This window comes from Candidatus Arsenophonus triatominarum, assembly GCF_001640365.1.
Lineage (GTDB): Bacteria > Pseudomonadota > Gammaproteobacteria > Enterobacterales > Enterobacteriaceae > Arsenophonus > Arsenophonus triatominarum.
In genome coordinates this window covers 48,530-67,092 of record NZ_LWMI01000012.1, presented here as the reverse complement: position 1 = coordinate 67,092, position 18,563 = coordinate 48,530, and the positions used below count along the sequence as shown (strand labels likewise).

The window sequence follows — 18,563 nt, the reverse complement described above, 5'->3', positions numbered from 1 at the left end:
TGTAACGTTGTTCGGTATTCGTGGATGTTATTCATAGGATTACTCCGATTATTGATTACATGAATGTAAATGTTGATCAAAACATTAATTTTCATAAGGTTATTTATGGTAGTATTGTTAACGTTGTGTGTTTGTTAACAGCAACATTTTACCTGGTGTTGGCCAGTCTTGCGCTGGTCTTTTTTTTTTGCTTGGTATTATTCACTAATAAGAACGGATAATTTTCCAAGTCCTTTTGGCGTAATTCTTACCTGTTCAGTTAACTTTTCCGAACCGTCATTTCTGGCAACGACAGTCGCTTTACGCTCGATTAAATCCTGCTTGATTTTATCCTGATAGCCAACCCAACTTTTTCCACCAACACGCCGATAAATCCAATCATGTCCTTGTAACCATGAAAAAAGTGCTTTGGGTTTCATTTGGAGTGATTTTGCCGCATCAGTAATACAAAGCGAGCCTTCTGAATAGCTGATTCGTTTTAGTCACGAGTTTCGCACAGGCATATAAAATTCCAGAAATGGCTTAAAAGCAATGGTTAATTTGCAAGTTACTAAAACGTATAAATTTGTTTAAATTACAATAAGTTGCTTTTAATTTATAAGATTTTGTCTATTTATATATTATGCTGAATTAAACTTAAAAATAGAGCGTTTTTTTATTGGTGCGAAACTCGTGTTAGTGCTTCGACTTGCGGTTTCATATCATCGACTGTGTGTTTAAGTGCAATAACTTTTTCTGTGTAATTAAGCAACAATCCTCTCATCGCTGATGGGTCATTTAGTATCTCAACCGGACTGACAGCTTCTAATGCTTTTCTTTCACATTCAATAAAATACTGTCTGGCCTGTTTCCCTTTTTCATTGCGCTCAACCATTGATAACTCTTTCGCCATATTGATAGAAATTGCATACTCTTTAAGCACTCGTTGACGAGATTTTAGTATAGCTAGGCGACTTAATTTTGATTACGACATATGTATTAAAAACAGGTCATCGATAGTGCATCCTGTTTCCATCTTTTTACGTTTAGCTTGAGACCATTTATGTTCTATAGGATTTAAATCTGGTGAATACACAGGCAAATATTCTATCTGGTGTCCTGCGTTTATAATTGCCTGTTCAATATTCTTACCTTTGTGAAAGCTAGCGTTGTCCATAAAAATAACAGAATTTTCAGGAAGTTCTGGGAGCAATATTTTTGTGATCCAAACATAAAAAACATCACGATTAATATTGCAATCAAATAATCCGATAGCAAAAAGGGTTGTTCCCAATAAAGCGCCAATAACATTTGTTCTTCCCTTAGCACCCCAGTTTTTCAGGCCAAAACAACGGTGACCTTTTGGGGAATAGCCGTGAGTTCGTGGAGTGTCATGTGAAAAACCACTTTCATCAATAAAAACAACAGATTTATCTTTTTTTTCATACTGTTGTCTTTTTTGCTGATGTGCCAGCCTGTCGCTTTCGTTGGTTTTTGGATGGAATAGAGTTTTTTTTATAGGTTAATCCCAGCTTTTTAAGGGATTGCCAAATAGTCTTTTTACAAACACCGAATCGCTCTGCCCGTTCCTTTTGGTAAGCATCTGGATACTGTTCCACATCTTTTGCTAAAGCATTTTTATCGAGCTTCCTCTTACGTGGCGTTGAATTTTTTGGCTCTGGTCGTTTAAGCCAACGTACTAAAGACGCTTTTCCAATACGGAATTGTTTCGCAGTTTCTCGAATTGTTAAACCTTCGGCTTTCCTTACAGATATTACTTTACGTCGAAAATCAATTGTATAACTCATAACACACCTTGTGATCAAAATTAAGTCGCCTAGCTATAACCGTTTGGATTAATTCGCCATTGATATTTTTTGTTTCGATGTTGATTAAATTTTGCATATAATAATTCCTCAAAGTTAATTGATGAATGAGTATTTATGTTCATTTATATTAGTCTTAACTTAATCTGACAATTCTGATTTAAAAAAGAGCGTTACCGGTTTTAATTAACATCATTAGATAATTAAATAAAAGGTAATTCTATGTATCAAACAAATAATCCTATCACAAACATAAAGTCGGGTTACTTAACTTCGCTGAAGAGCTTAATAACGTCTCAAAAGCCTGTAAGATTATGAGGGTATCCCGAGATACGTTTTATCGCTACCAGGAATTTGTTAACGATGGTGGGATAGACGCTTTAATTAATCAAAATCGACAGGTGCCTAACGTAAAAAATAGAGTAGATGAACAGATTGAAAGCGCTATAGTTGAGTATGCCATTAAGCGTGTTGCTTAATAGTGAAATAAGGGTATTTCGGTGATTGAAGTAAATTTTAGGCTGTTCTGAGATGGAAATTCCAAAGACCGGCACTAAGGAGTAAAAAGGTATCATCAATAAAGGGTCTACGATTCCGTAAAATTTGGGTCATACAACCGAGGCGCTTGATACCCGCGATGGCGTGTTCAACCGTAATACGGATGCCCGAGATTATTTTATTTTCTTGTTTTTGTTCAGGCGATAAAGGTCTTTTTCGAGTTCCTTTTTTTGGGATTTGTGTATTAGGATGCTGTTTATCTATACCTTGAAAACCGGTATCGGCCCAGATGGTTACCTCAGGGGGAATATGGCGAATTATATCGACTTTATCGAGTAAGCGTTTATCGTGACGGCGCCCATTTTTGATCATGGGGATAAATCCAATTTTCCTCGTTTCGTCAGTCATAATAAGCCCTTTTCGAGTGGTCTGTCTTTTCTTTCCCGAATACATTTTTTTTCGCCGACGCAGATTCTTAGGCTTTTGGACAGGTCGCTCTGTCCCATCAATAAAGACGTCTTTAACTCCAGGAAAGGCGCGAAAAAATTCCTCAGCAGAGCGAATTTGACGAGCGGGCAAAACACATTCTCGCCCCAAGGTCATCTCTAAAACCGGCAATAATATTTTTACCCAGCGACATACCCGTGTTCTATCTAAACCAAAAAGAAGTCCTTGCAAATCATAGGTCGGATAACATTTTAAATACAATAAAATAAAAAGCAGTTTATCTAATGGGGTTGGGATAAATTCTTTCTGCCCTGCACCCATTTGCCGCTCGTGATCTTTTCGATTCTTTTTCCGATAAATCAAATAACAAGCTGAAAATTCAGCGGCTAAATTTTTCAATTCTTCGACTGATAATCCAATGATTGCTTTACATAAACGATTATCTCGTAACAACCGCTCTTTGTTGATCATTTCAAACCGTTATTTTCTAAGTTAAACCTCTTTTTATTGTCTATAGCGTGACAAAAAATGCAAGTCTCTATTCAGCAACTATTTTATTGAATACCCTGCACACGGTCAACTAAAATTGGCCACCCTACCTGACTGTTCACGGAACAGTCGCTCTGATTCGTTTGGCGTTAATCCACCGTTATACCAGTGAGGTCTTATATCGCTATAGTAGTGGGTTATGTAGCGAATAATGGCTGACTGAGCAGTACTAAAGCTTTGGTAGCCAGTCGTTGGCACCCATTCGGTCTTCAGACTACGGAAGAATCGTTCCATCGGACTATTATCCCAACAATTCTCTCTGCGACTGATACTTTGGGTCATCTGATAACGCCACAATGCCTGCCTATACTGACGACTGGTATAACCTGTTTGGGATGCCCACGTAGTTCCCAAGCCATTTGTAGTGCTTTGGCGGTTAATTCTGAGTCTGGTGCAAATGACATTGCCCAGCCCACCGGTTTTCGGGCAAACAAATCCAATACCACAGCCAGATAGGCCCATCGTGAGCCTGTCCAAATATAGGTTACATCGCCGCACCAAACCTGGTCAGGCTTTGTAACAGCGAACTGCCTATTGAGCAGATTTGGAATATCAATACGTTCATTTCCACCGCGGTTGTATTTATGTTTTCGCTCTTGGCAACTGACGATGATTAATTCTTTCATCAACTTACCCGCTAACCACCGCCCAAGTTTCACGTTGTGTGTATTGGTAACCATCGTGGCGATAGTCCTTGCGCCAGCAGAGCCGCCACTAACGTTCCACGCTTCGCTGACTAGGCTACGTTTTATCGTCCGCTCAATATTTGGCTCCTTAGGCCGACACCAATAGCGATAACTGCTTCGGTGAACATTAAAAATACGACACAAAGTTTTCACCGGATAAAGCACTCTTAGCTTTTCAACTACCGAAAATTTTTCAGTGAGTCGGACATTAAGAGCGCAGTAGCCTTTTTTAAGATGTCATTCTCCATTTCCAGCCGGTGGATTTTTTTCTTCATTTCTCTGAACTCAATTTGTTCAGGTGTTAATGGCAGACCAGGCGATGTTTTCCCTTGACGTTCTAAACGAAGGGCTCTTACCCACCGGCTAATCGCTGAAAGACTGACGTTCATGCCTTTCGCGGCTTCCTGGTATAGCTAGGCGACTTAATTTTGATTACAAGGTGTGTTATGAGTTATACAATTGATTTTCGACGTAAAGTAATATCTGTAAGGAAAGCCGAAGGTTTAACAATTCGAGAAACTGCGAAACAATTCCGTATTGGAAAAGCGTCTTTAGTACGTTGGCTTAAACGACCAGAGCCAAAAAATTCAACGCCACGTAAGAGGAAGCTCGATAAAAATGCTTTAGCAAAAGATGTGGAACAGTATCCAGATGCTTACCAAAAGGAACGGGCAGAGCGATTCGGTGTTTGTAAAAAGACTATTTGGCAATCCCTTAAAAAGCTGGGATTAACCTATAAAAAAAACTCTATTCCATCCAAAAACCAACGAAAGCGACAGGCTGGCACATCAGCAAAAAAGACAACAGTATGAAAAAAAAGATAAATCTGTTGTTTTTATTGATGAAAGTGGTTTTTCACATGACACTCCACGAACTCACGGCTATTCCCCAAAAGGTCACCGTTGTTTTGGCCTGAAAAACTGGGGTGCTAAGGGAAGAACAAATGTTATAGCTAGGCGACTTAATTTTGATTACAGCATATGTATTAAAAACAGGTCATCGATAGTGCATCCTGTTTCCATCTTTTTACGTTTAGCTTGAGACCATTTATGTTCTATAGGATTTAAATCTGGTGAATACACAGGCAAATATTCTATCTGGTGTCCTGCGTTTATAATTGCCTGTTCAATATTCTTACCTTTGTGAAAGCTAGCGTTGTCCATAAAAATAACAGAATTTTCAGGAAGTTCTGGGAGCAATATTTTTGTGATCCAAACATAAAAAACATCACGGTTAATATTGCAATCAAATAATCCGATAGCAAAAAGGGTTGTTCCCAATAAAGCGCCAATAACATTTGTTCTTCCCTTAGCACCCCAGTTTTTCAGGCCAAAACAACGGTGACCTTTTGGGGAATAGCCGTGAGTTCGTGGAGTGTCATGTGAAAAACCACTTTCATCAATAAAAACAACAGATTTATCTTTTTTTTCATACTGTTGTCTTTTTTGCTGATGTGCCAGCCTGTCGCTTTCGTTGGTTTTTGGATGGAATAGAGTTTTTTTTATAGGTTAATCCCAGCTTTTTAAGGGATTGCCAAATAGTCTTTTTACAAACACCGAATCGCTCTGCCCGTTCCTTTTGGTAAGCATCTGGATACTGTTCCACATCTTTTGCTAAAGCATTTTTATCGAGCTTCCTCTTACGTGGCGTTGAATTTTTTGGCTCTGGTCGTTTAAGCCAACGTACTAAAGACGCTTTTCCAATACGGAATTGTTTCGCAGTTTCTCGAATTGTTAAACCTTCGGCTTTCCTTACAGATATTACTTTACGTCGAAAATCAATTGTATAACTCATAACACACCTTGTAATCAAAATTAAGTCGCCTAGCTATATTGGCGCTTTATTGGGAACAACCCTTTTTGCTATCGGATTATTTGATTGCAATATTAATCGTGATGTTTTTTATGTTTGGATCACAAAAATATTGCTCCCAGAACTTCCTGAAAATTCTGTTATTTTTATGGACAACGCTAGCTTTCACAAAGGTAAGAATATTGAACAGGCAATTATAAACGCAGGACACCAGATAGAATATTTGCCTGTGTATTCACCAGATTTAAATCCTATAGAACATAAATGGTCTCAAGCTAAACGTAAAAAGATGGAAACAGGATGCACTATCGATGACCTGTTTTTAATACATATGCTGTAATCAAAATTAAGTCGCCTAGCTATAGGTGTAATTTTGGTCAAGGACTAATTTGGCGGTTTCACATTTAAATTCAGCAGTAATTATTTTACTCATTTCGGCACCTATAAAAATTATGAGGTAAGCATATCACCTCAACTTAGGTGGCCAAATTTAGTATGCCACTACAATAACGGCGGCAGATTTATTAAATGATAAGGTTCTCCCTTTTTATTCCCAGCACGGGTTACCGGTGTTACGTATACTGACGGACAGAGGCAGTGAGTATTGTGGTAAAGTTGAACATCACGATTATCAACTTTATCTCGCTATCAATGATATTGATCATACAAAAACTAAAGCTCGTTCACCTCAAACTAATGGGATTTGTGAACGCTTTCATAAAACTGTATTACAAGAGTTCTATCAGGTAGCTTTTCGTAAGAAAATCTATAGGGCTTTAGATGAATTACAAGCTGATTTAGATAAATGGTTAGCGGAATATAATAACCAACGCACTCATCAAGGAAAAATGTGTTGCAGTCGAACTCCTATGGCAACTTTACACGATGGAAAACAACTTTGGAGAGAGAAAGATTTAAATCAAATTTAACCTGACAGGTACTGTATAAATAACAGGTAACTGCCAGATCAAGTCTGAGCTACCACATATAATCAATTAGAAAATTTAACCAGCCTAATGCTTGATTATGATGGAAATGGAAAAGCGGACTTTCTAATCGAAATTATCGGCGAAGTCAATCCTATAAAGGATATCGTGACTTAAGGTACAAAAGCGGTTGATACTGTTGCAATCCTATGTAAATGGTAAATTATAAGATATAACAACCAGGGTTGTTTTAAAACTTAATCTAAATTTGTATTTTCATTGATAGTTAATGGTTTATTGATTAATAAGTCGAATAATAAAAACCGCTTTTATTAGTAAAGAATACGGCAGTTAACATACGAGTAAACGTTTGAAAAAACGTCTTTTATTATGAAATTAAATTCTATCATAATAATTATAGCAACTTTAATATCCGCGATATTTGCGGTGGTTTATAACAATTACACTCATCTAAAGTATCAATACAAGACGAGTTTTTCACCAATAAAAAAACGTTCTATTTTTAAGTTTAATTCAGCATAATATATAAATAAACAAAATCTTATAAATTAAAAGCAACTTATTGTAATTTAAACAAATTTATACGTTTTAGTAACTTGCAAATTAACCATTGCTTTTAAGCCATTTCTGGAATTTTATATGCCTGTGCGAAACTCGTGTACAAAAAACTTAAAGATGAATTATAACAACAAATAAAACTTAAAAATAATTATTTATACGAAATAAAGTCGTTACAACAAATTGATGTTGAACGTACTCAGGAACTTAATAATGCGAAAATGGAAATACAATAAGCTTAGTGATGATTTGCGTAATAACCATAAGCGCTTGTTCGTCAAAGCAGTGTGTCCCCCAGATCAAAATGTTGCCACCACCACCGAATTGGCGCCAGACGCTGGACGAAATTATCTTCGTCTCAGACGTCAACTTGAAACATTAGAAGCCCAATTTTTGGGATTGCGGGCAAGAGTGCAGGAAATTTATAAACAGTGATAAATTTGTTATTCATGTTCTCAATGATGATTTCATCGTTTGTGATTGATATTTCTTTGAAATTAATTGTTACATTTTTAATAAGGAGTTGAAAAACCGTTTCATTTATTGTTGAAAATAGTTAAACGAACAGAGGAAGGAAACATGTACTTCATCGATTATAACTCATATCGTTCAGTCAAAAGTTTTAACCGTAGGATTCGTTTTCTTGTTATGCATTATACGGCTTTAAATTTTCAAGCTTCAATTACTGCATTAACGGGTAATAGTGTTAGTGCGCATTATTTAGTACCAGCTCCAACTGATAAAACTTATCAGGCTGCTGGTTTTAATGATGTCAGAATTTTTAATTTGGTGGATGAAAATGAGCGAGCATGGCATGCGGGCGTTAGCTTATGGGCTGGACGATCAAATTTAAATGATACTGCGATAGGGATCGAAATCGTCAATGAAGCGGGTTATGCTAATGGAAAAATGATTTTTCCGCCGTTTAATGATAAACAAATTGATGCAGTAAAAGAATTAGCATTAAATATTGTTCAACGTTATCCAGATATGTCACCAACAAATATTGTTGGGCACTCAGACATTGCCATTGGCCGTAAAAGTGATCCAGGTGCTGCCTTTCCATGGAAAAAACTTTATGACGCCGGAATTGGTGCCTGGTATGAAGAAGAAAAAAAACAGAAGTATATGGAGCAATTCAAAAATAAAATACCGGCAAAGGCGGAGATTGTCAAAAAACTAAAGTCCTATGGCTATGATGTATCTCAGGCAGCTAATAATAATGACTATATAAAATTGATCAGAGCTTTTCAGCTACATTTTCGGCAATCAAATTACGATGGCATAATAGACGTTGAAACCGTGGCCATTCTTTATGCCTTAGTAGAAAAATATTTTCCTTAATCGTTTATTAAGATTTACCTTATAAAAAACTATCATTTAATTCTGATGGTTTTTTACATTTAAACATAACAACCCATTGAAAGTAAGTAAGAAATTTTTATTAAAGCAGATGCTATGTTAATTTTGAGAGTTTGAAAATATGGGTAAACCGATATAGGTCAGTTAAGTTCTGATTGGATATTTAATATAAATATTCTTTTACTATGATAATTATTTTTTTAGAACTAACTATTAATATTTTATCTGTAAAATACCGTTTATTAAACTATATTTTCCGGTAAATTTATTAAACTTTCATTCTATGTACTCAATAAAATGTATGCTAATTAGCCACCGTAATAATATGCTCTTACTATTTTATGATTTAAGTTGTTACTTTATTTTGATAACCAGCCATTGCGGCTGGTTTTTTTGTATTATGATTATACTTTTGGTTACCAAATCTGCTCAATTATTACTTTATATTATGGATAATCTCTATTTAAATAAGTCAGATCTTCATCATTAATTTCTAAGTTGGTATCATTATTGCTATAAACAGGACTGCCTGAATTATACGTTTTTGGGTTAATATGAGTGTTATGTATAGCCGTAGGAACAGTGGGATTAATATTACCCTGGAAAGTTGTTGCGGCATAAATATTCTAAACTTTTTTTGATTGCCATATTTGTTGTTTTGTAAGCCTAGTTGCTGCCATTTTAGCAAGACAATTGCGTCATCGTGGTTTTAGTTAAATATATAAAATGGATTAACAGTAACAATATAAGATAAAATAATTTTTAATATAAATTTAGAAATAGGGTAGTGTTCGAAAATCTGTGTCATATCTTAAACTCAAAAAAAAGAGGTATGACATATGAGAAATCAATCATTTAATTTTGATGAAGCGTTGAAGCAATTACAATCAGGTAAAAATTTACTCGGTACGGATGGAATACTCACACCACTCATAAAACAGCTGACCGAAGCTGCCCTGCAGGCAGAAATAGAACACTACCTATCGACAACGTCAAACGATACGCGTAAAAATGGCTATACTCGAAAAACGGTTAAATTGACATCAGGTCAATTTGAACTGAAAACGCCCAGAGACAGGTCAGGTGCTTTTGAGCCTCAGCTCATTAAGAAAAATCAGACAAAATTATCAGAGGATATTGATAACAAAATCTGTAGTGGTCAACTAAAATTGGCCACTACACTGGAATCGAAATGGGGTGAAAAATACCCGATAGTGCTAGAATCCTGGCGAAGTAAATGGGAGTTGCTCAGTGCTTATTTTCGATACCCTAAAGCCATTAGAAAACCCATTTATATGACCAATGCAGTAGAGGCGGTTCATCGGCAGTTTAGGAAATTAACTAAAACCAAAGGGGCTTTTCCTAATGAAAACAGCTTATTAAAATTACTCTATATTGGCATCAATCAGGTATCCAACAAATGGACTATGCCGATTAGTAACTGGGCGTTAACCATTGCTCAATTGTCCATCTATTTTAAAGGGCGCCTAGATGGTATAATCAAAATATAAAATCCCCTGACACAGAATTATGAACACCCTCGTAAATAGAGATATAATAAGATTTTTAACATAAAAATTTTGATTATTAGCTAATTATGACGGGAATAAATGTAATCCCGCATAGTGAATTATGCGATCAGCACTTGTTAGCTGAACATAGAGAATTAACTCGTATACCAAATTATATTGTTAAAAAAGAAGGCAATGTTACATTGTCTACGCTAACTTCATATACCTTAGGAAAGGGACATGTCATATTTTTTAGGGATAAATTGCTATTTTTGCATTTGCGATATACATCACTACATCAGGAATGTCTTAAGCGAGGATTTTCTGTTATCAATAAATGGCCTGAAGAGGTGAAAAACTATTCTCATTTGTGGAAAAATTATCAAATTACTGAGCCACGAGTTTCGCACCAATAAAAAAACGCTCTATTTTTAAGTTTAATTCAGCATAATATATAAATAGACAAAATCTTATAAATTAAAAGCAACTTATTGTAATTTAAACAAATTTATACGTTTTAGTAACTTGCAAATTAACCATTGCTTTTAAGCCATTTTTGGAATTTTTATATGCCTGTGCGAAACTCGTGGCATAGTGAATTCTCCACTCAGGGGAACGCCTTCAGGGTTCTTTTACCACAGATCCATCTACAGCAATAAGTGGACGATGGCTTATGGATTCAGGAATATCAAAATTCTCTGATGTTTGCTTTACGAGACCTTCTGTCATCCATTGGAACCACGCACCGCATTTATCAATAACCTGAGTTCGGGATAAGAAATAAAGTGAAAGTCTTGCTATTCAAATAGTTGAATGCGCATATTTCGTTAAAATACTCTAACAATCTGGTTAAAGAGTAGAGCATTGTTAAACAATTATGGAAAATCTTACTAAACTTTATTGCCTGATGGATGATTTTTGTAAAGACTTCGAGCCCAAAATGCATGGAATTTTGCTGAATAACGGTAGTAAGCATCGTAGACGGTCTACTCAGCTTTCATTGGCTGAAATGATGACACTGGTTGTTTTGTTTCATCAACTCCGATTCAGCCAATTCAAGGTATTTTATCTCTATCATGTCCGTTTATATCTCAGGAAGGAATTTCCTAACTTGCCATCATATTCACGCTGCGTAGAGTTACTTCCGCGCAGTGCCTTAGCTTTAACGGCACTGTTTGAGTCAATTAAGGGAAAGTGTACGGGTCTGTCGGTTGCCGATTCTACTCCGATAGCTGTGTGTGATAACTTACGGATCCGCCGGCATAAAGCCTTCGATGGAATAGCTGAACGAGGAAAAACCTCAACAGGTTGGTTCTTTGGTTTCAAACTTCATGTAATTGTCAATCATTTGGGGGAAATACTCAGTTTTCGACTTACACCAGGAAACGCAGATGATCGGAAACCATTACCTGAGCTGATAAAAGATCTTTCTGGTTGTTTGTATGCGGATAAAGGGTATTTATCGGCTTCACTGAAACAGCAACTGAAAACAATGGGAATTAACCTTATAACGAATATCAAGAAGAAAATGAAGCCTGTTGAACAGACTTGTTTCGACAAAGCCATCTTGCGTCATCGTTCTGTCATTGAAACGGTATTTGATGAGTTAAAAAATCTTTTTCAGATAGCGCATACGCGGCACCGCTCTCCTGCTAACTTTGTAGTGAATTTATTAGCAGGGCTGGTTGCATATTGTTTAATTCCATCCAAACCAAAGATACCGGTGGCAGGAACATATCTTCAAGCATAATTGATAATGCTTATCCCGAACTCAGGTTATCAATACGTTTTAGAAGCGCAACATCTGAGATATTGACTAACCCTGCAGCGGCTGCTCGAGCGACAGTTTCACGCATTGAGCAATCATTACAAAAATAAATCAGCAACACCCTGAGCAAAAGAGCAGGAGTAGTAAATTGACGTCCAAATTTCAATGCACCGCATTCTCGAGCTTTATCTTGCCAACCATCAGGCAGGAGCATCGTTATTTTTTCCCAGTCGTCAAACGCCAAATTTGTAGTAGATGTCATTTTCATCATCTTTTCTCAATCATGAGAAGCAATTATACATCGTGATGATTTTTTGGTTAGCGCTTATGAGGATAGATGAAAGAATGACATTAAAACCACGATTCACGCCTTATAAAAAGTGATATTATTGAAAAAAAATTAAATTAGATTTGATATTAATTTTTTTCTATAAATATTGAAATAATAGACGTTTGCTTTGAATGAAATTAGATTTTTTGGATTGAGGATTTTATAGAATATTTTAAATTTGATTTTTAGATATAAGATAATGCCCCTTTTTCAGATGATAATCTAATAAAGGGGCGTATTACTCGGTGGATACTCTTCAGTATTCATTTAATCATCCCATTTTGGGCTCATCATTGCGGCGAAAATGCCAGATGCGCAAATCAGACCGAGAATTAGTAAAAACATGATATTCTCCTTATTTTTCGTTAATGCATTTCGATAGAAATACCTCGCTAGGATGAAAGTTAAATGCCATTATTCGGCCGAGTAATTCTAGTCAAATAGTGACAAGATAAAAAGTAGTATTGTACCTAAAACATAAGTTATTTGATTTTGTTGAGGTTTCATTTAATTTTTTTCGTTTTAGCAAAGAATTTGGTGGTACAAACACATTAGAGTCTCACTCTTTATGTGATTAATTAGATGCTTTTAGTGATAAATACTGTTTATTCGTGTTGTCAAAGTAATTTCAGGTTGTAGGAATTTAACTAAATTACGCTAGAAACAATAGTTACAATAAATAAAACTAGTTCATAAAAGATTATGAAAAGGATTGTATTTTTTCCTGATATTCTAGAAAGTTATTACTAATACTAAAATAATATTAAATAAATAATGTATTGATAATATAAATTAAAAACTTATTAATAAAATAATAAATATTTAACGGTTTTTCTATGAAAAAATACATTAATAATTTAATAAAGTTATTATAATAAATTTAAATATATAATTAATGGTTTTATACTGCTAAATATAAAAATACATTTAGAAAATAAAAGTATAAAAATAAACGTGAAGCAGAAGTTGCGAAAAGTGAGATTTAGATTATAGTTAAGTATTATATTTATTTTAGCTAACATATCAAGTTACATTAGTAATTATAATCAATTAGTTGATTATTCTATATAATTTTTCTTTAACTAAAATTTAGGGTAAATGATTTCTACAGTTATAAAGTTAATATTAAATATAACGACTATCATCTATAAAAATATGAAGATAATTTGATTATTAGTGGTTATTATCGTTAAGATTTACTGGATATTGACATAATTGAGCATGTGCATTAAAACTCAGTGAATTAACAAATATCTTTTTATCTCTTTGCTATATTGCAGTTTGTAGCTAAATCATAATCACGAGTTTCGCACCAATAAAAAACGCTCTATTTTTAAGTTTAATTCAGCATAATATATAAATAGACAAAATCTTATAAATTAAAAGCAACTTATTGTAATTTAAACAAATTTATACGTTTTAGTAACTTGCAAATTAACCATTGCTTTTAAGCCATTTCTGGAATTTTATATGCCTGTGCGAAACTCGTGATTCTCACTTTTAAAATAAAAAGGTTACCTAAACAGGATGTTTATGTTACATTTCAAGGAGTTTTACTGCTTAGTAATGTTATTATTTTTTAGTAAAAGAGTGAAATTTATACAAATAAAAGGGTTCACGAGTTTCGCACAGGCATATAAAATTCCAGAAATGGCTTAAAAGCAATGGTTAATTTGCAAGTTACTAAAACGTATAAATTTGTTTAAATTACAATAAGTTGCTTTTAATTTATAAGATTTTGTCTATTTATATATTATGCTGAATTAAACTTAAAAATAGAGCGTTTTTTATTGGTGCGAAACTCGTGGGGTTGTTTTTAAAAAAGGTTTAGTATTGTTTATTAGTGTATTTGATTTATTGGATAGTTTTTATTAATACAGATAAGGGGAAATGTTTTGACGGAACTGATAGATAATTTTAATAATATACTCTGGAGTGGTGTATTAATCTATTTATTGCTTGGAGTAGGTATCTATTTTACGTTAGGCACTGGTCTTATTCAATTCCGCCATTTTGGGCATATGTTTACTATACTGAAGAATAGTAATAAATCAGATAGTTCAGGTATATCTTCCTTTCAAGCTTTATGCACAAGTCTAGCAGCCAGAGTTGGAACTGGAAATCTGACGGGTGTTGCTATTGCATTAACTGCTGGAGGACCAGGTGCTATTTTTTGGATGTGGCTTGTTGCTTTAATTGGTATGGCAACCTCTTTTGCTGAGAGCACCTTGGCACAATTATATAAGACAAAAGATGATCAAGGGAATTATCGTGGCGGCCCTGCCTACTATATGAAAAAGGGTCTTAAAATGCGTTGGATGGGGGTACTTTTTTCTATCTTTCTTATTATCGCTTTTGGCCTAGTATTCAATTCCGTTCAAGCTAATTCAATTGCTCAGGCAACAGCAGTAGCTTTTGGTTTTAACCCTCTTTACGTAGGAATTGTGCTTGCAATAATTTGTGGCATTATTATTTTTGGTGGTCTATGTTCAATTGCTCGGGTGGCAGAATTCGTTGTTCCTATAATGGCAATCGCTTATTTGATATTAGCATTTTGGGTAATGAGCAATAATATTGAACGTTTACCAGATGTTTTTTTACTAATTATTAAACATGCTTTTGGTTTACAGGAAGCTGTTGGCGGCGTAGTTGGTTATGGGGTTGCGCAAGCGATGACACAAGGGATACAGCGAGGCCTATTTTCAAATGAGGCGGGCATGGGCTCAGCGCCGAATGCTGCTGCTTCTGCTTCACCTTATCCACCTCATCCGGCATCGCAAGGATATGTACAGATGCTAGGTGTTTTTATGGACACTTTAGTGATCTGTAGCGCAACAGCAATTATTATTATCTCTTCTGGTGCATTAGATAGCGCCGATGCCACTATTAGTGGAATTGGATTAACACAGCGAGCCCTTTCTTCAGCTGTTGGAGATTGGGGTGCAATTTTCATTGCAATAGCTATTTCCTTCTTTGCTTTTACTTCAATTATTGCAAATTATGCATATGCAGAAAGTAATATGGTCTTTTTAGAAAATAACCATACTGCTGGATTATATATTCTCAGACTTGCTACTTTGGGAATGGTTATTTTTGGCTCAATGGCAGAAATGCCCTTAGTTTGGAAATTAGCTGATCTCTCGATGGGTTTGATGGCGTTAACAAATCTAATTGCAATATTGATGCTCTCAGGTATAGCGTTTAGACTTACTAAAGATTACAATCAGCAACGCAAAGCTGGCAAATTACCCACATTTGATATAGATGCTTATCCTGATATTAAAAAACAGGTAGAGGATGGTATTTGGGAAAAGGACAATTTAAAGCAATGGAATGAACGAGAAATTAACAGTTAGTTAATATAATAAAAACCTTCGTATAAGAAGGTTTTTATCGCTATATCCATCTAACCCTTTATTTTTTATTAATAAATATTTGAGTCAAAATTAAAATGGAATAATCTAGTACGGTAGTCTGATAAAATAGTATATTTTTTATAAATCTTTATCTGTCAAACGCAGATTTATTTCGTATTGTATTATAGTTAATTTTTATAATATTAGTTTCGATTTATTATTATTCAAGGATTGGTATATTTTTGTTAGAAAACTATATATTTTTTATATTTATAGTTTATTGCATATATATTATTATAAATAGTATGGTAATTATTTGCACTTAAGAGAGAGCCCATATTGAACATTAATAAAAGATGCTAAATTAAAATAAAGTAGCTGTAGATTTATGTCATTTTACCTTAGCATCTAAAATTACCATCCTTTTTAATGGATTATTGATTACAGTTTTGGTTAGTTATTACTAGTTTGATTAACATATTATTTCCGTTGGTTAAATATTTGATGACTTTTGGTAAATTAAATGTAGTGGTTCCTTAATTTCTAATTTAATATTAGGGTTTTGCCGAAAATCGTAAGGTGTGATACCAAATTCTTTACGAAACATATAGGTGAAATGTGATTGCGAACCAAAGCCAAAATCCAACGCAATATCAAAAATGGCTTTGGAACTATTTCTCAGAAGATTAACAGCTTTGGCAAGTCGACGTTGCCGAATGTATTTACCAAGTGAAATTCCCGTGATCTCTTTAAAAATTTTTTGCATATGCCAAAGAGAATAACCTGAGTAGGCGGCAAGCTCTTCCAGGTAGATTATTCTTCCTATGTGTTCTTCGATCCATTTACTTAATTCGTAAACAAGTGCTAAGTGGGTATCTTGTAGCATTGTGATATCATACTAGTTATTGGTTAAAGAAGTATACACAACTTTTTTTAGGGATGACAAAGTCCTAAAGCTTAATGTTTAAATAATTTATATAAAAATTTATGTTAATCTTTAAAAAAGATCAGTTTATCTCTTTATAAGTGGGTGTTTAAGGCATTTTTTATCTATAATAATTTTTTTTAACTTTTGCAGCTAACTGACAAACAGCATGTACAATAAATTAATAAAAAGATTTTATTGATTTCAGCAATGACGCTATGGTTACTTTAGTTACTGACTTGATTTTTATACAGTGACATATTAATTGTTTTTTATCATGTGGTATTAAAGATATGAAAAGGGTTAGATATTGAAAATAAAAAAAATAGTAATTGTGACGCTGATCGTTTTACTCTGCTTATTTTTATATTTAGTCGCATTAGACAGTTTTTGTGACCAGGATCAAAATGGTGGAAATTTTACCATCGGCATCTGTAAAATAACTGGTTATTTGCCATTTTAACTAAAATTAATAGGGTTTTAATCTTATTTAATGATTTAATACAGGCTTAAAGAAAAATTAATGTTCTAATTAATAGTTTTGACATGCGCTTTAGTTAAGCGCCTTGCATCGATAAAAATATTAGGAAATTAGAATAAAATGAAGGTTTAATTATGGCGGAAGAAGTTGGGCAAACGCTTAAGCGCGGGTTAAAAAACAGACATATTCAATTGATTGCACTTGGTGGGGCTGTTGGAACAGGCCTTTTTTTAGGAATTGCACAAACCATAAACATGGCGGGACCATCTGTTTTATTAGGTTATGCAATAGGTGGATTTATTGCTTTCCTGATTATGCGTCAATTAGGAGAGATGATTGTCGAAGAACCTGTTGCTGGTTCTTTTAGTCACTTTGCTTATAAATATTGGGGCCCTTTTGCTGGTTTTTTATCTGGCTGGAACTATTGGGCAATGTTTATTTTTGTTGGTATGGCTGAGCTGACTGCGGCAGGTATTTATGTGCAATATTGGTGGGATATCCCAACCTGGATTTCAGCTGCAATCTTTTTTATTGCTATCAATCTTATCAATCTTACGAATGTACGATTATATGGTGAAACAGAATTTTGGTTTGCAATAATCAAGGTGTTAGCAATTATTGCGATGATTATTTTTGGGTGCTATCTATTAATTAGTGGAAAAGGTGGCCCACAAGCATCGGTATCAAATCTTTGGCAATATGGAGGATTCTTTCCTAATGGGATTGCTGGATTGGTAATGGCGATGGCAGTTATTATGTTTTCTTTTGGTGGATTAGAGCTCGTTGGCATAACAGCGGCGGAAGCGGAAAATCCAACACAAAGTATTCCTAAAGCGACTAATCAAGTTGTTTATCGTATTTTAATTTTTTATATTGGTTCTTTATTTGTATTGCTCACACTGTATCCTTGGACAAATGTAGTTAGTGGCGAAAGCCCGTTTGCGCTTATTTTTCATGACATAGGCGATAAATTTGTTTCTAATTCTTTGAATATTGTCGTTTTAATTGCCGCATTATCAGTTTATAACAGTGGAGTATATAGTAATAGTCGTATGCTTTATGGTTTAGCAAAACAAGGTAACGCCCCACATCTTTTGAATATCGTGACTAAGCGTGGTGTGCCTATTGTCTCAATTGCTATTTCAGCTTTAGCAACATCAGGCGGTATTTTAATTAATTATTTATTAGATGGTAAAGCGCTAGAATTACTAATATCATTGGTTGTGACAACCTTAGTAATTAATTGGATTACGATTTGTATATCTAATTTAAAATTTAGAGCGGTAAAAATAAAAGAAGGTATTGAGCCTAAATTCAAAGCATTATGGTATCCATTTGGTAATTATCTCTGTTTAATTTTTTTGTTTCTTATTTTTGTTATCATTTTACTGACCGATGGAATTCGTATTTCAGTTATTCTTATGCCATTTTGGGTTCTGTTTTTATGGATAGGATTTTTATTCACAAAATTTAGAAAACAAAATAGAGCGAATTGATAAAATAGTAACTAATTACCCTGGTTTAAAC

Annotated in this window: 20 protein-coding genes and 4 pseudogenes; 13 read left to right on the top strand and 11 right to left on the bottom strand. The window is 34.4% G+C overall.

Annotated elements, in window-relative coordinates:
• Positions 1-197 precede the first annotated feature (197 nt).
• The 4 genes from AYJ55_RS12015 to AYJ55_RS12000 all read right to left on the bottom strand — a co-directional run bounded on the left by AYJ55_RS12015 (position 198) and on the right by AYJ55_RS12000 (position 1,787).
• Positions 198-473 (bottom strand): phage antirepressor KilAC domain-containing protein, encoded by a 276-nt coding sequence (locus AYJ55_RS12015; RefSeq protein WP_162505514.1) that lies wholly within the window; start codon positions 471-473, stop codon positions 198-200.
• A gap of 182 nt (positions 474-655) precedes the next feature.
• Positions 656-874, bottom strand: a complete 219-nt coding sequence (locus AYJ55_RS35995; RefSeq protein WP_425393798.1) for a hypothetical protein — start codon at positions 872-874, stop codon at positions 656-658.
• Positions 875-964: 90 nt separating this feature from the next.
• The gene (locus tag AYJ55_RS12005; protein ID WP_222703488.1) at positions 965-1,453 is read right to left on the bottom strand and encodes an IS630 family transposase; all 489 of its coding nucleotides are present in this window, start codon (positions 1,451-1,453) and stop codon (positions 965-967) included.
• Positions 1,422-1,787: an IS630 transposase-related protein gene (locus tag AYJ55_RS12000; RefSeq protein ID WP_063653415.1), complete on the bottom strand. Its 366-nt coding sequence runs from the start codon at positions 1,785-1,787 to the stop codon at positions 1,422-1,424. The genes AYJ55_RS12005 and AYJ55_RS12000 overlap by 32 nt, the downstream gene beginning before the upstream one ends.
• Positions 1,788-2,027: 240 nt before the next feature.
• Between AYJ55_RS12000 and AYJ55_RS11995 the strand changes: the two are divergent.
• Positions 2,028-2,269 (top strand): annotated as a pseudogene (locus AYJ55_RS11995) (helix-turn-helix domain-containing protein); the annotation flags it as partial.
• 52 nt (positions 2,270-2,321) lie between these two features.
• Here the strand turns inward: AYJ55_RS11995 and AYJ55_RS11990 are convergent.
• Positions 2,322-3,221: a transposase family protein gene (locus AYJ55_RS11990; protein ID WP_074168038.1), complete on the bottom strand. Its 900-nt coding sequence runs from the start codon at positions 3,219-3,221 to the stop codon at positions 2,322-2,324.
• A 105-nt stretch (positions 3,222-3,326) separates the two neighbouring features.
• Positions 3,327-4,389: pseudogene (locus tag AYJ55_RS33130) on the bottom strand (IS3 family transposase); the annotation flags it as partial.
• 42 nt (positions 4,390-4,431) lie between these two features.
• Here AYJ55_RS33130 and AYJ55_RS11975 point away from each other — a divergent pair.
• Both AYJ55_RS11975 and AYJ55_RS35990 read left to right on the top strand, forming a co-directional pair.
• Positions 4,432-4,797, top strand: coding sequence for an IS630 transposase-related protein (locus AYJ55_RS11975; RefSeq protein WP_063653415.1), 366 nt, complete (start codon positions 4,432-4,434; stop codon positions 4,795-4,797).
• Entirely contained in the window at positions 4,721-5,026 is a 306-nt protein-coding gene (locus AYJ55_RS35990) for a transposase (RefSeq protein ID WP_425393794.1), read from the top strand. The genes AYJ55_RS11975 and AYJ55_RS35990 overlap by 77 nt, the downstream gene beginning before the upstream one ends.
• On the opposite strand, the gene AYJ55_RS11970 is transcribed toward AYJ55_RS35990, so the two are convergent.
• Both AYJ55_RS11970 and AYJ55_RS11965 read right to left on the bottom strand, forming a co-directional pair.
• Positions 4,957-5,445 (bottom strand): IS630 family transposase, encoded by a 489-nt coding sequence (locus AYJ55_RS11970; RefSeq protein ID WP_063653499.1) that lies wholly within the window; start codon positions 5,443-5,445, stop codon positions 4,957-4,959. The genes AYJ55_RS35990 and AYJ55_RS11970 overlap by 70 nt on opposite strands.
• Complete coding sequence (locus AYJ55_RS11965; protein WP_063653415.1) at positions 5,414-5,779, bottom strand: IS630 transposase-related protein; 366 nt, start codon at positions 5,777-5,779, stop codon at positions 5,414-5,416. Before AYJ55_RS11965 ends, AYJ55_RS11970 begins: the two co-directional genes overlap by 32 nt.
• On the opposite strand from AYJ55_RS11965, the gene AYJ55_RS11960 reads away from it, so the two are divergent.
• From AYJ55_RS11960 to AYJ55_RS11935, 7 genes and pseudogenes are all read left to right on the top strand, one after another.
• Complete coding sequence (locus tag AYJ55_RS11960) at positions 5,778-6,137, top strand: transposase (protein ID WP_063654074.1); 360 nt, start codon at positions 5,778-5,780, stop codon at positions 6,135-6,137. The genes AYJ55_RS11965 and AYJ55_RS11960 overlap by 2 nt on opposite strands.
• Before the next feature lie 160 nt (positions 6,138-6,297).
• Positions 6,298-6,726 (top strand): annotated as a pseudogene (locus AYJ55_RS11955) (integrase core domain-containing protein); the annotation flags it as partial.
• 66 nt (positions 6,727-6,792) lie between these two features.
• Positions 6,793-6,900: pseudogene (locus tag AYJ55_RS35985) on the top strand (hypothetical protein); the annotation flags it as partial.
• Between the two features lie 981 nt (positions 6,901-7,881).
• Positions 7,882-8,646 (top strand): N-acetylmuramoyl-L-alanine amidase, encoded by a 765-nt coding sequence (locus tag AYJ55_RS11945; protein WP_063656677.1) that lies wholly within the window; start codon positions 7,882-7,884, stop codon positions 8,644-8,646.
• Positions 8,647-9,503: 857 nt separating this feature from the next.
• Complete coding sequence (locus AYJ55_RS11940; protein WP_063656598.1) at positions 9,504-10,175, top strand: transposase; 672 nt, start codon at positions 9,504-9,506, stop codon at positions 10,173-10,175.
• An 86-nt stretch (positions 10,176-10,261) separates the two neighbouring features.
• The gene (locus tag AYJ55_RS35980) at positions 10,262-10,591 is read left to right on the top strand and encodes a pyrimidine dimer DNA glycosylase/endonuclease V (RefSeq protein ID WP_074168037.1); all 330 of its coding nucleotides are present in this window, start codon (positions 10,262-10,264) and stop codon (positions 10,589-10,591) included.
• A 461-nt stretch (positions 10,592-11,052) separates the two neighbouring features.
• Complete coding sequence (locus tag AYJ55_RS11935; protein ID WP_063656596.1) at positions 11,053-11,925, top strand: IS982 family transposase; 873 nt, start codon at positions 11,053-11,055, stop codon at positions 11,923-11,925.
• A gap of 10 nt (positions 11,926-11,935) precedes the next feature.
• Here the strand turns inward: AYJ55_RS11935 and AYJ55_RS11930 are convergent, their stop codons facing one another.
• Both AYJ55_RS11930 and mgtS read right to left on the bottom strand, forming a co-directional pair.
• A complete protein-coding gene (locus AYJ55_RS11930) occupies positions 11,936-12,205 on the bottom strand; it encodes a hypothetical protein (protein ID WP_063656594.1) in 270 nt (89 codons plus the stop codon).
• A gap of 336 nt (positions 12,206-12,541) precedes the next feature.
• Positions 12,542-12,619 carry a protein MgtS gene (gene mgtS / locus AYJ55_RS35975; protein WP_148305538.1) on the bottom strand — a complete coding sequence of 26 codons (78 nt, stop codon included), beginning with the start codon at positions 12,617-12,619 and terminating at the stop codon, positions 12,542-12,544.
• Between the two features lie 1,550 nt (positions 12,620-14,169).
• On the opposite strand from mgtS, the gene AYJ55_RS11925 reads away from it, so the two are divergent.
• Positions 14,170-15,630, top strand: a complete 1,461-nt coding sequence (locus AYJ55_RS11925; protein ID WP_063656592.1) for an alanine/glycine:cation symporter family protein — start codon at positions 14,170-14,172, stop codon at positions 15,628-15,630.
• Positions 15,631-16,123: 493 nt separating this feature from the next.
• On the opposite strand, the gene AYJ55_RS11920 is transcribed toward AYJ55_RS11925, so the two are convergent.
• The gene (locus AYJ55_RS11920; RefSeq protein ID WP_063656590.1) at positions 16,124-16,516 is read right to left on the bottom strand and encodes a helix-turn-helix domain-containing protein; all 393 of its coding nucleotides are present in this window, start codon (positions 16,514-16,516) and stop codon (positions 16,124-16,126) included.
• A 349-nt stretch (positions 16,517-16,865) separates the two neighbouring features.
• Between AYJ55_RS11920 and mgrB the strand changes: the two genes are divergently transcribed.
• Together mgrB and AYJ55_RS11910 are read left to right on the top strand one after the other, a co-directional pair.
• Positions 16,866-17,018, top strand: coding sequence for a PhoP/PhoQ regulatory lipoprotein MgrB (gene mgrB, locus AYJ55_RS11915; protein WP_187153245.1), 153 nt, complete (start codon positions 16,866-16,868; stop codon positions 17,016-17,018).
• A gap of 152 nt (positions 17,019-17,170) precedes the next feature.
• Positions 17,171-18,532, top strand: coding sequence for an amino acid permease (locus AYJ55_RS11910; protein WP_063656588.1), 1,362 nt, complete (start codon positions 17,171-17,173; stop codon positions 18,530-18,532).
• Positions 18,533-18,563 lie beyond the last annotated feature (31 nt).

Bases quoted from the DNA above. Each gene is read 5' to 3' on its own strand.
- AYJ55_RS11975 (WP_063653415.1), top strand. From the start codon at position 4,432: ATGAGTTATACAATTGATTTTCGACGTAAAGTAATATCTGTAAGGAAA.
- AYJ55_RS11930 (WP_063656594.1), bottom strand. From the start codon at position 12,205: ATGACATCTACTACAAATTTGGCGTTTGACGACTGGGAAAAAATAACG.
- AYJ55_RS35980 (WP_074168037.1), top strand. From the start codon at position 10,262: ATGACGGGAATAAATGTAATCCCGCATAGTGAATTATGCGATCAGCAC.
- AYJ55_RS35995 (WP_425393798.1), bottom strand. From the start codon at position 874: ATGGTTGAGCGCAATGAAAAAGGGAAACAGGCCAGACAGTATTTTATT.
- AYJ55_RS11940 (WP_063656598.1), top strand. From the start codon at position 9,504: ATGAGAAATCAATCATTTAATTTTGATGAAGCGTTGAAGCAATTACAA.
- mgtS (WP_148305538.1), bottom strand. From the start codon at position 12,619: ATGTTTTTACTAATTCTCGGTCTGATTTGCGCATCTGGCATTTTCGCC.
- AYJ55_RS11945 (WP_063656677.1), top strand. From the start codon at position 7,882: ATGTACTTCATCGATTATAACTCATATCGTTCAGTCAAAAGTTTTAAC.
- AYJ55_RS12000 (WP_063653415.1), bottom strand. From the start codon at position 1,787: ATGAGTTATACAATTGATTTTCGACGTAAAGTAATATCTGTAAGGAAA.
- AYJ55_RS11990 (WP_074168038.1), bottom strand. From the start codon at position 3,221: ATGATCAACAAAGAGCGGTTGTTACGAGATAATCGTTTATGTAAAGCA.
- AYJ55_RS11935 (WP_063656596.1), top strand. From the start codon at position 11,053: ATGGAAAATCTTACTAAACTTTATTGCCTGATGGATGATTTTTGTAAA.
- AYJ55_RS11965 (WP_063653415.1), bottom strand. From the start codon at position 5,779: ATGAGTTATACAATTGATTTTCGACGTAAAGTAATATCTGTAAGGAAA.
- AYJ55_RS11910 (WP_063656588.1), top strand. From the start codon at position 17,171: ATGGCGGAAGAAGTTGGGCAAACGCTTAAGCGCGGGTTAAAAAACAGA.
- AYJ55_RS11920 (WP_063656590.1), bottom strand. From the start codon at position 16,516: ATGCTACAAGATACCCACTTAGCACTTGTTTACGAATTAAGTAAATGG.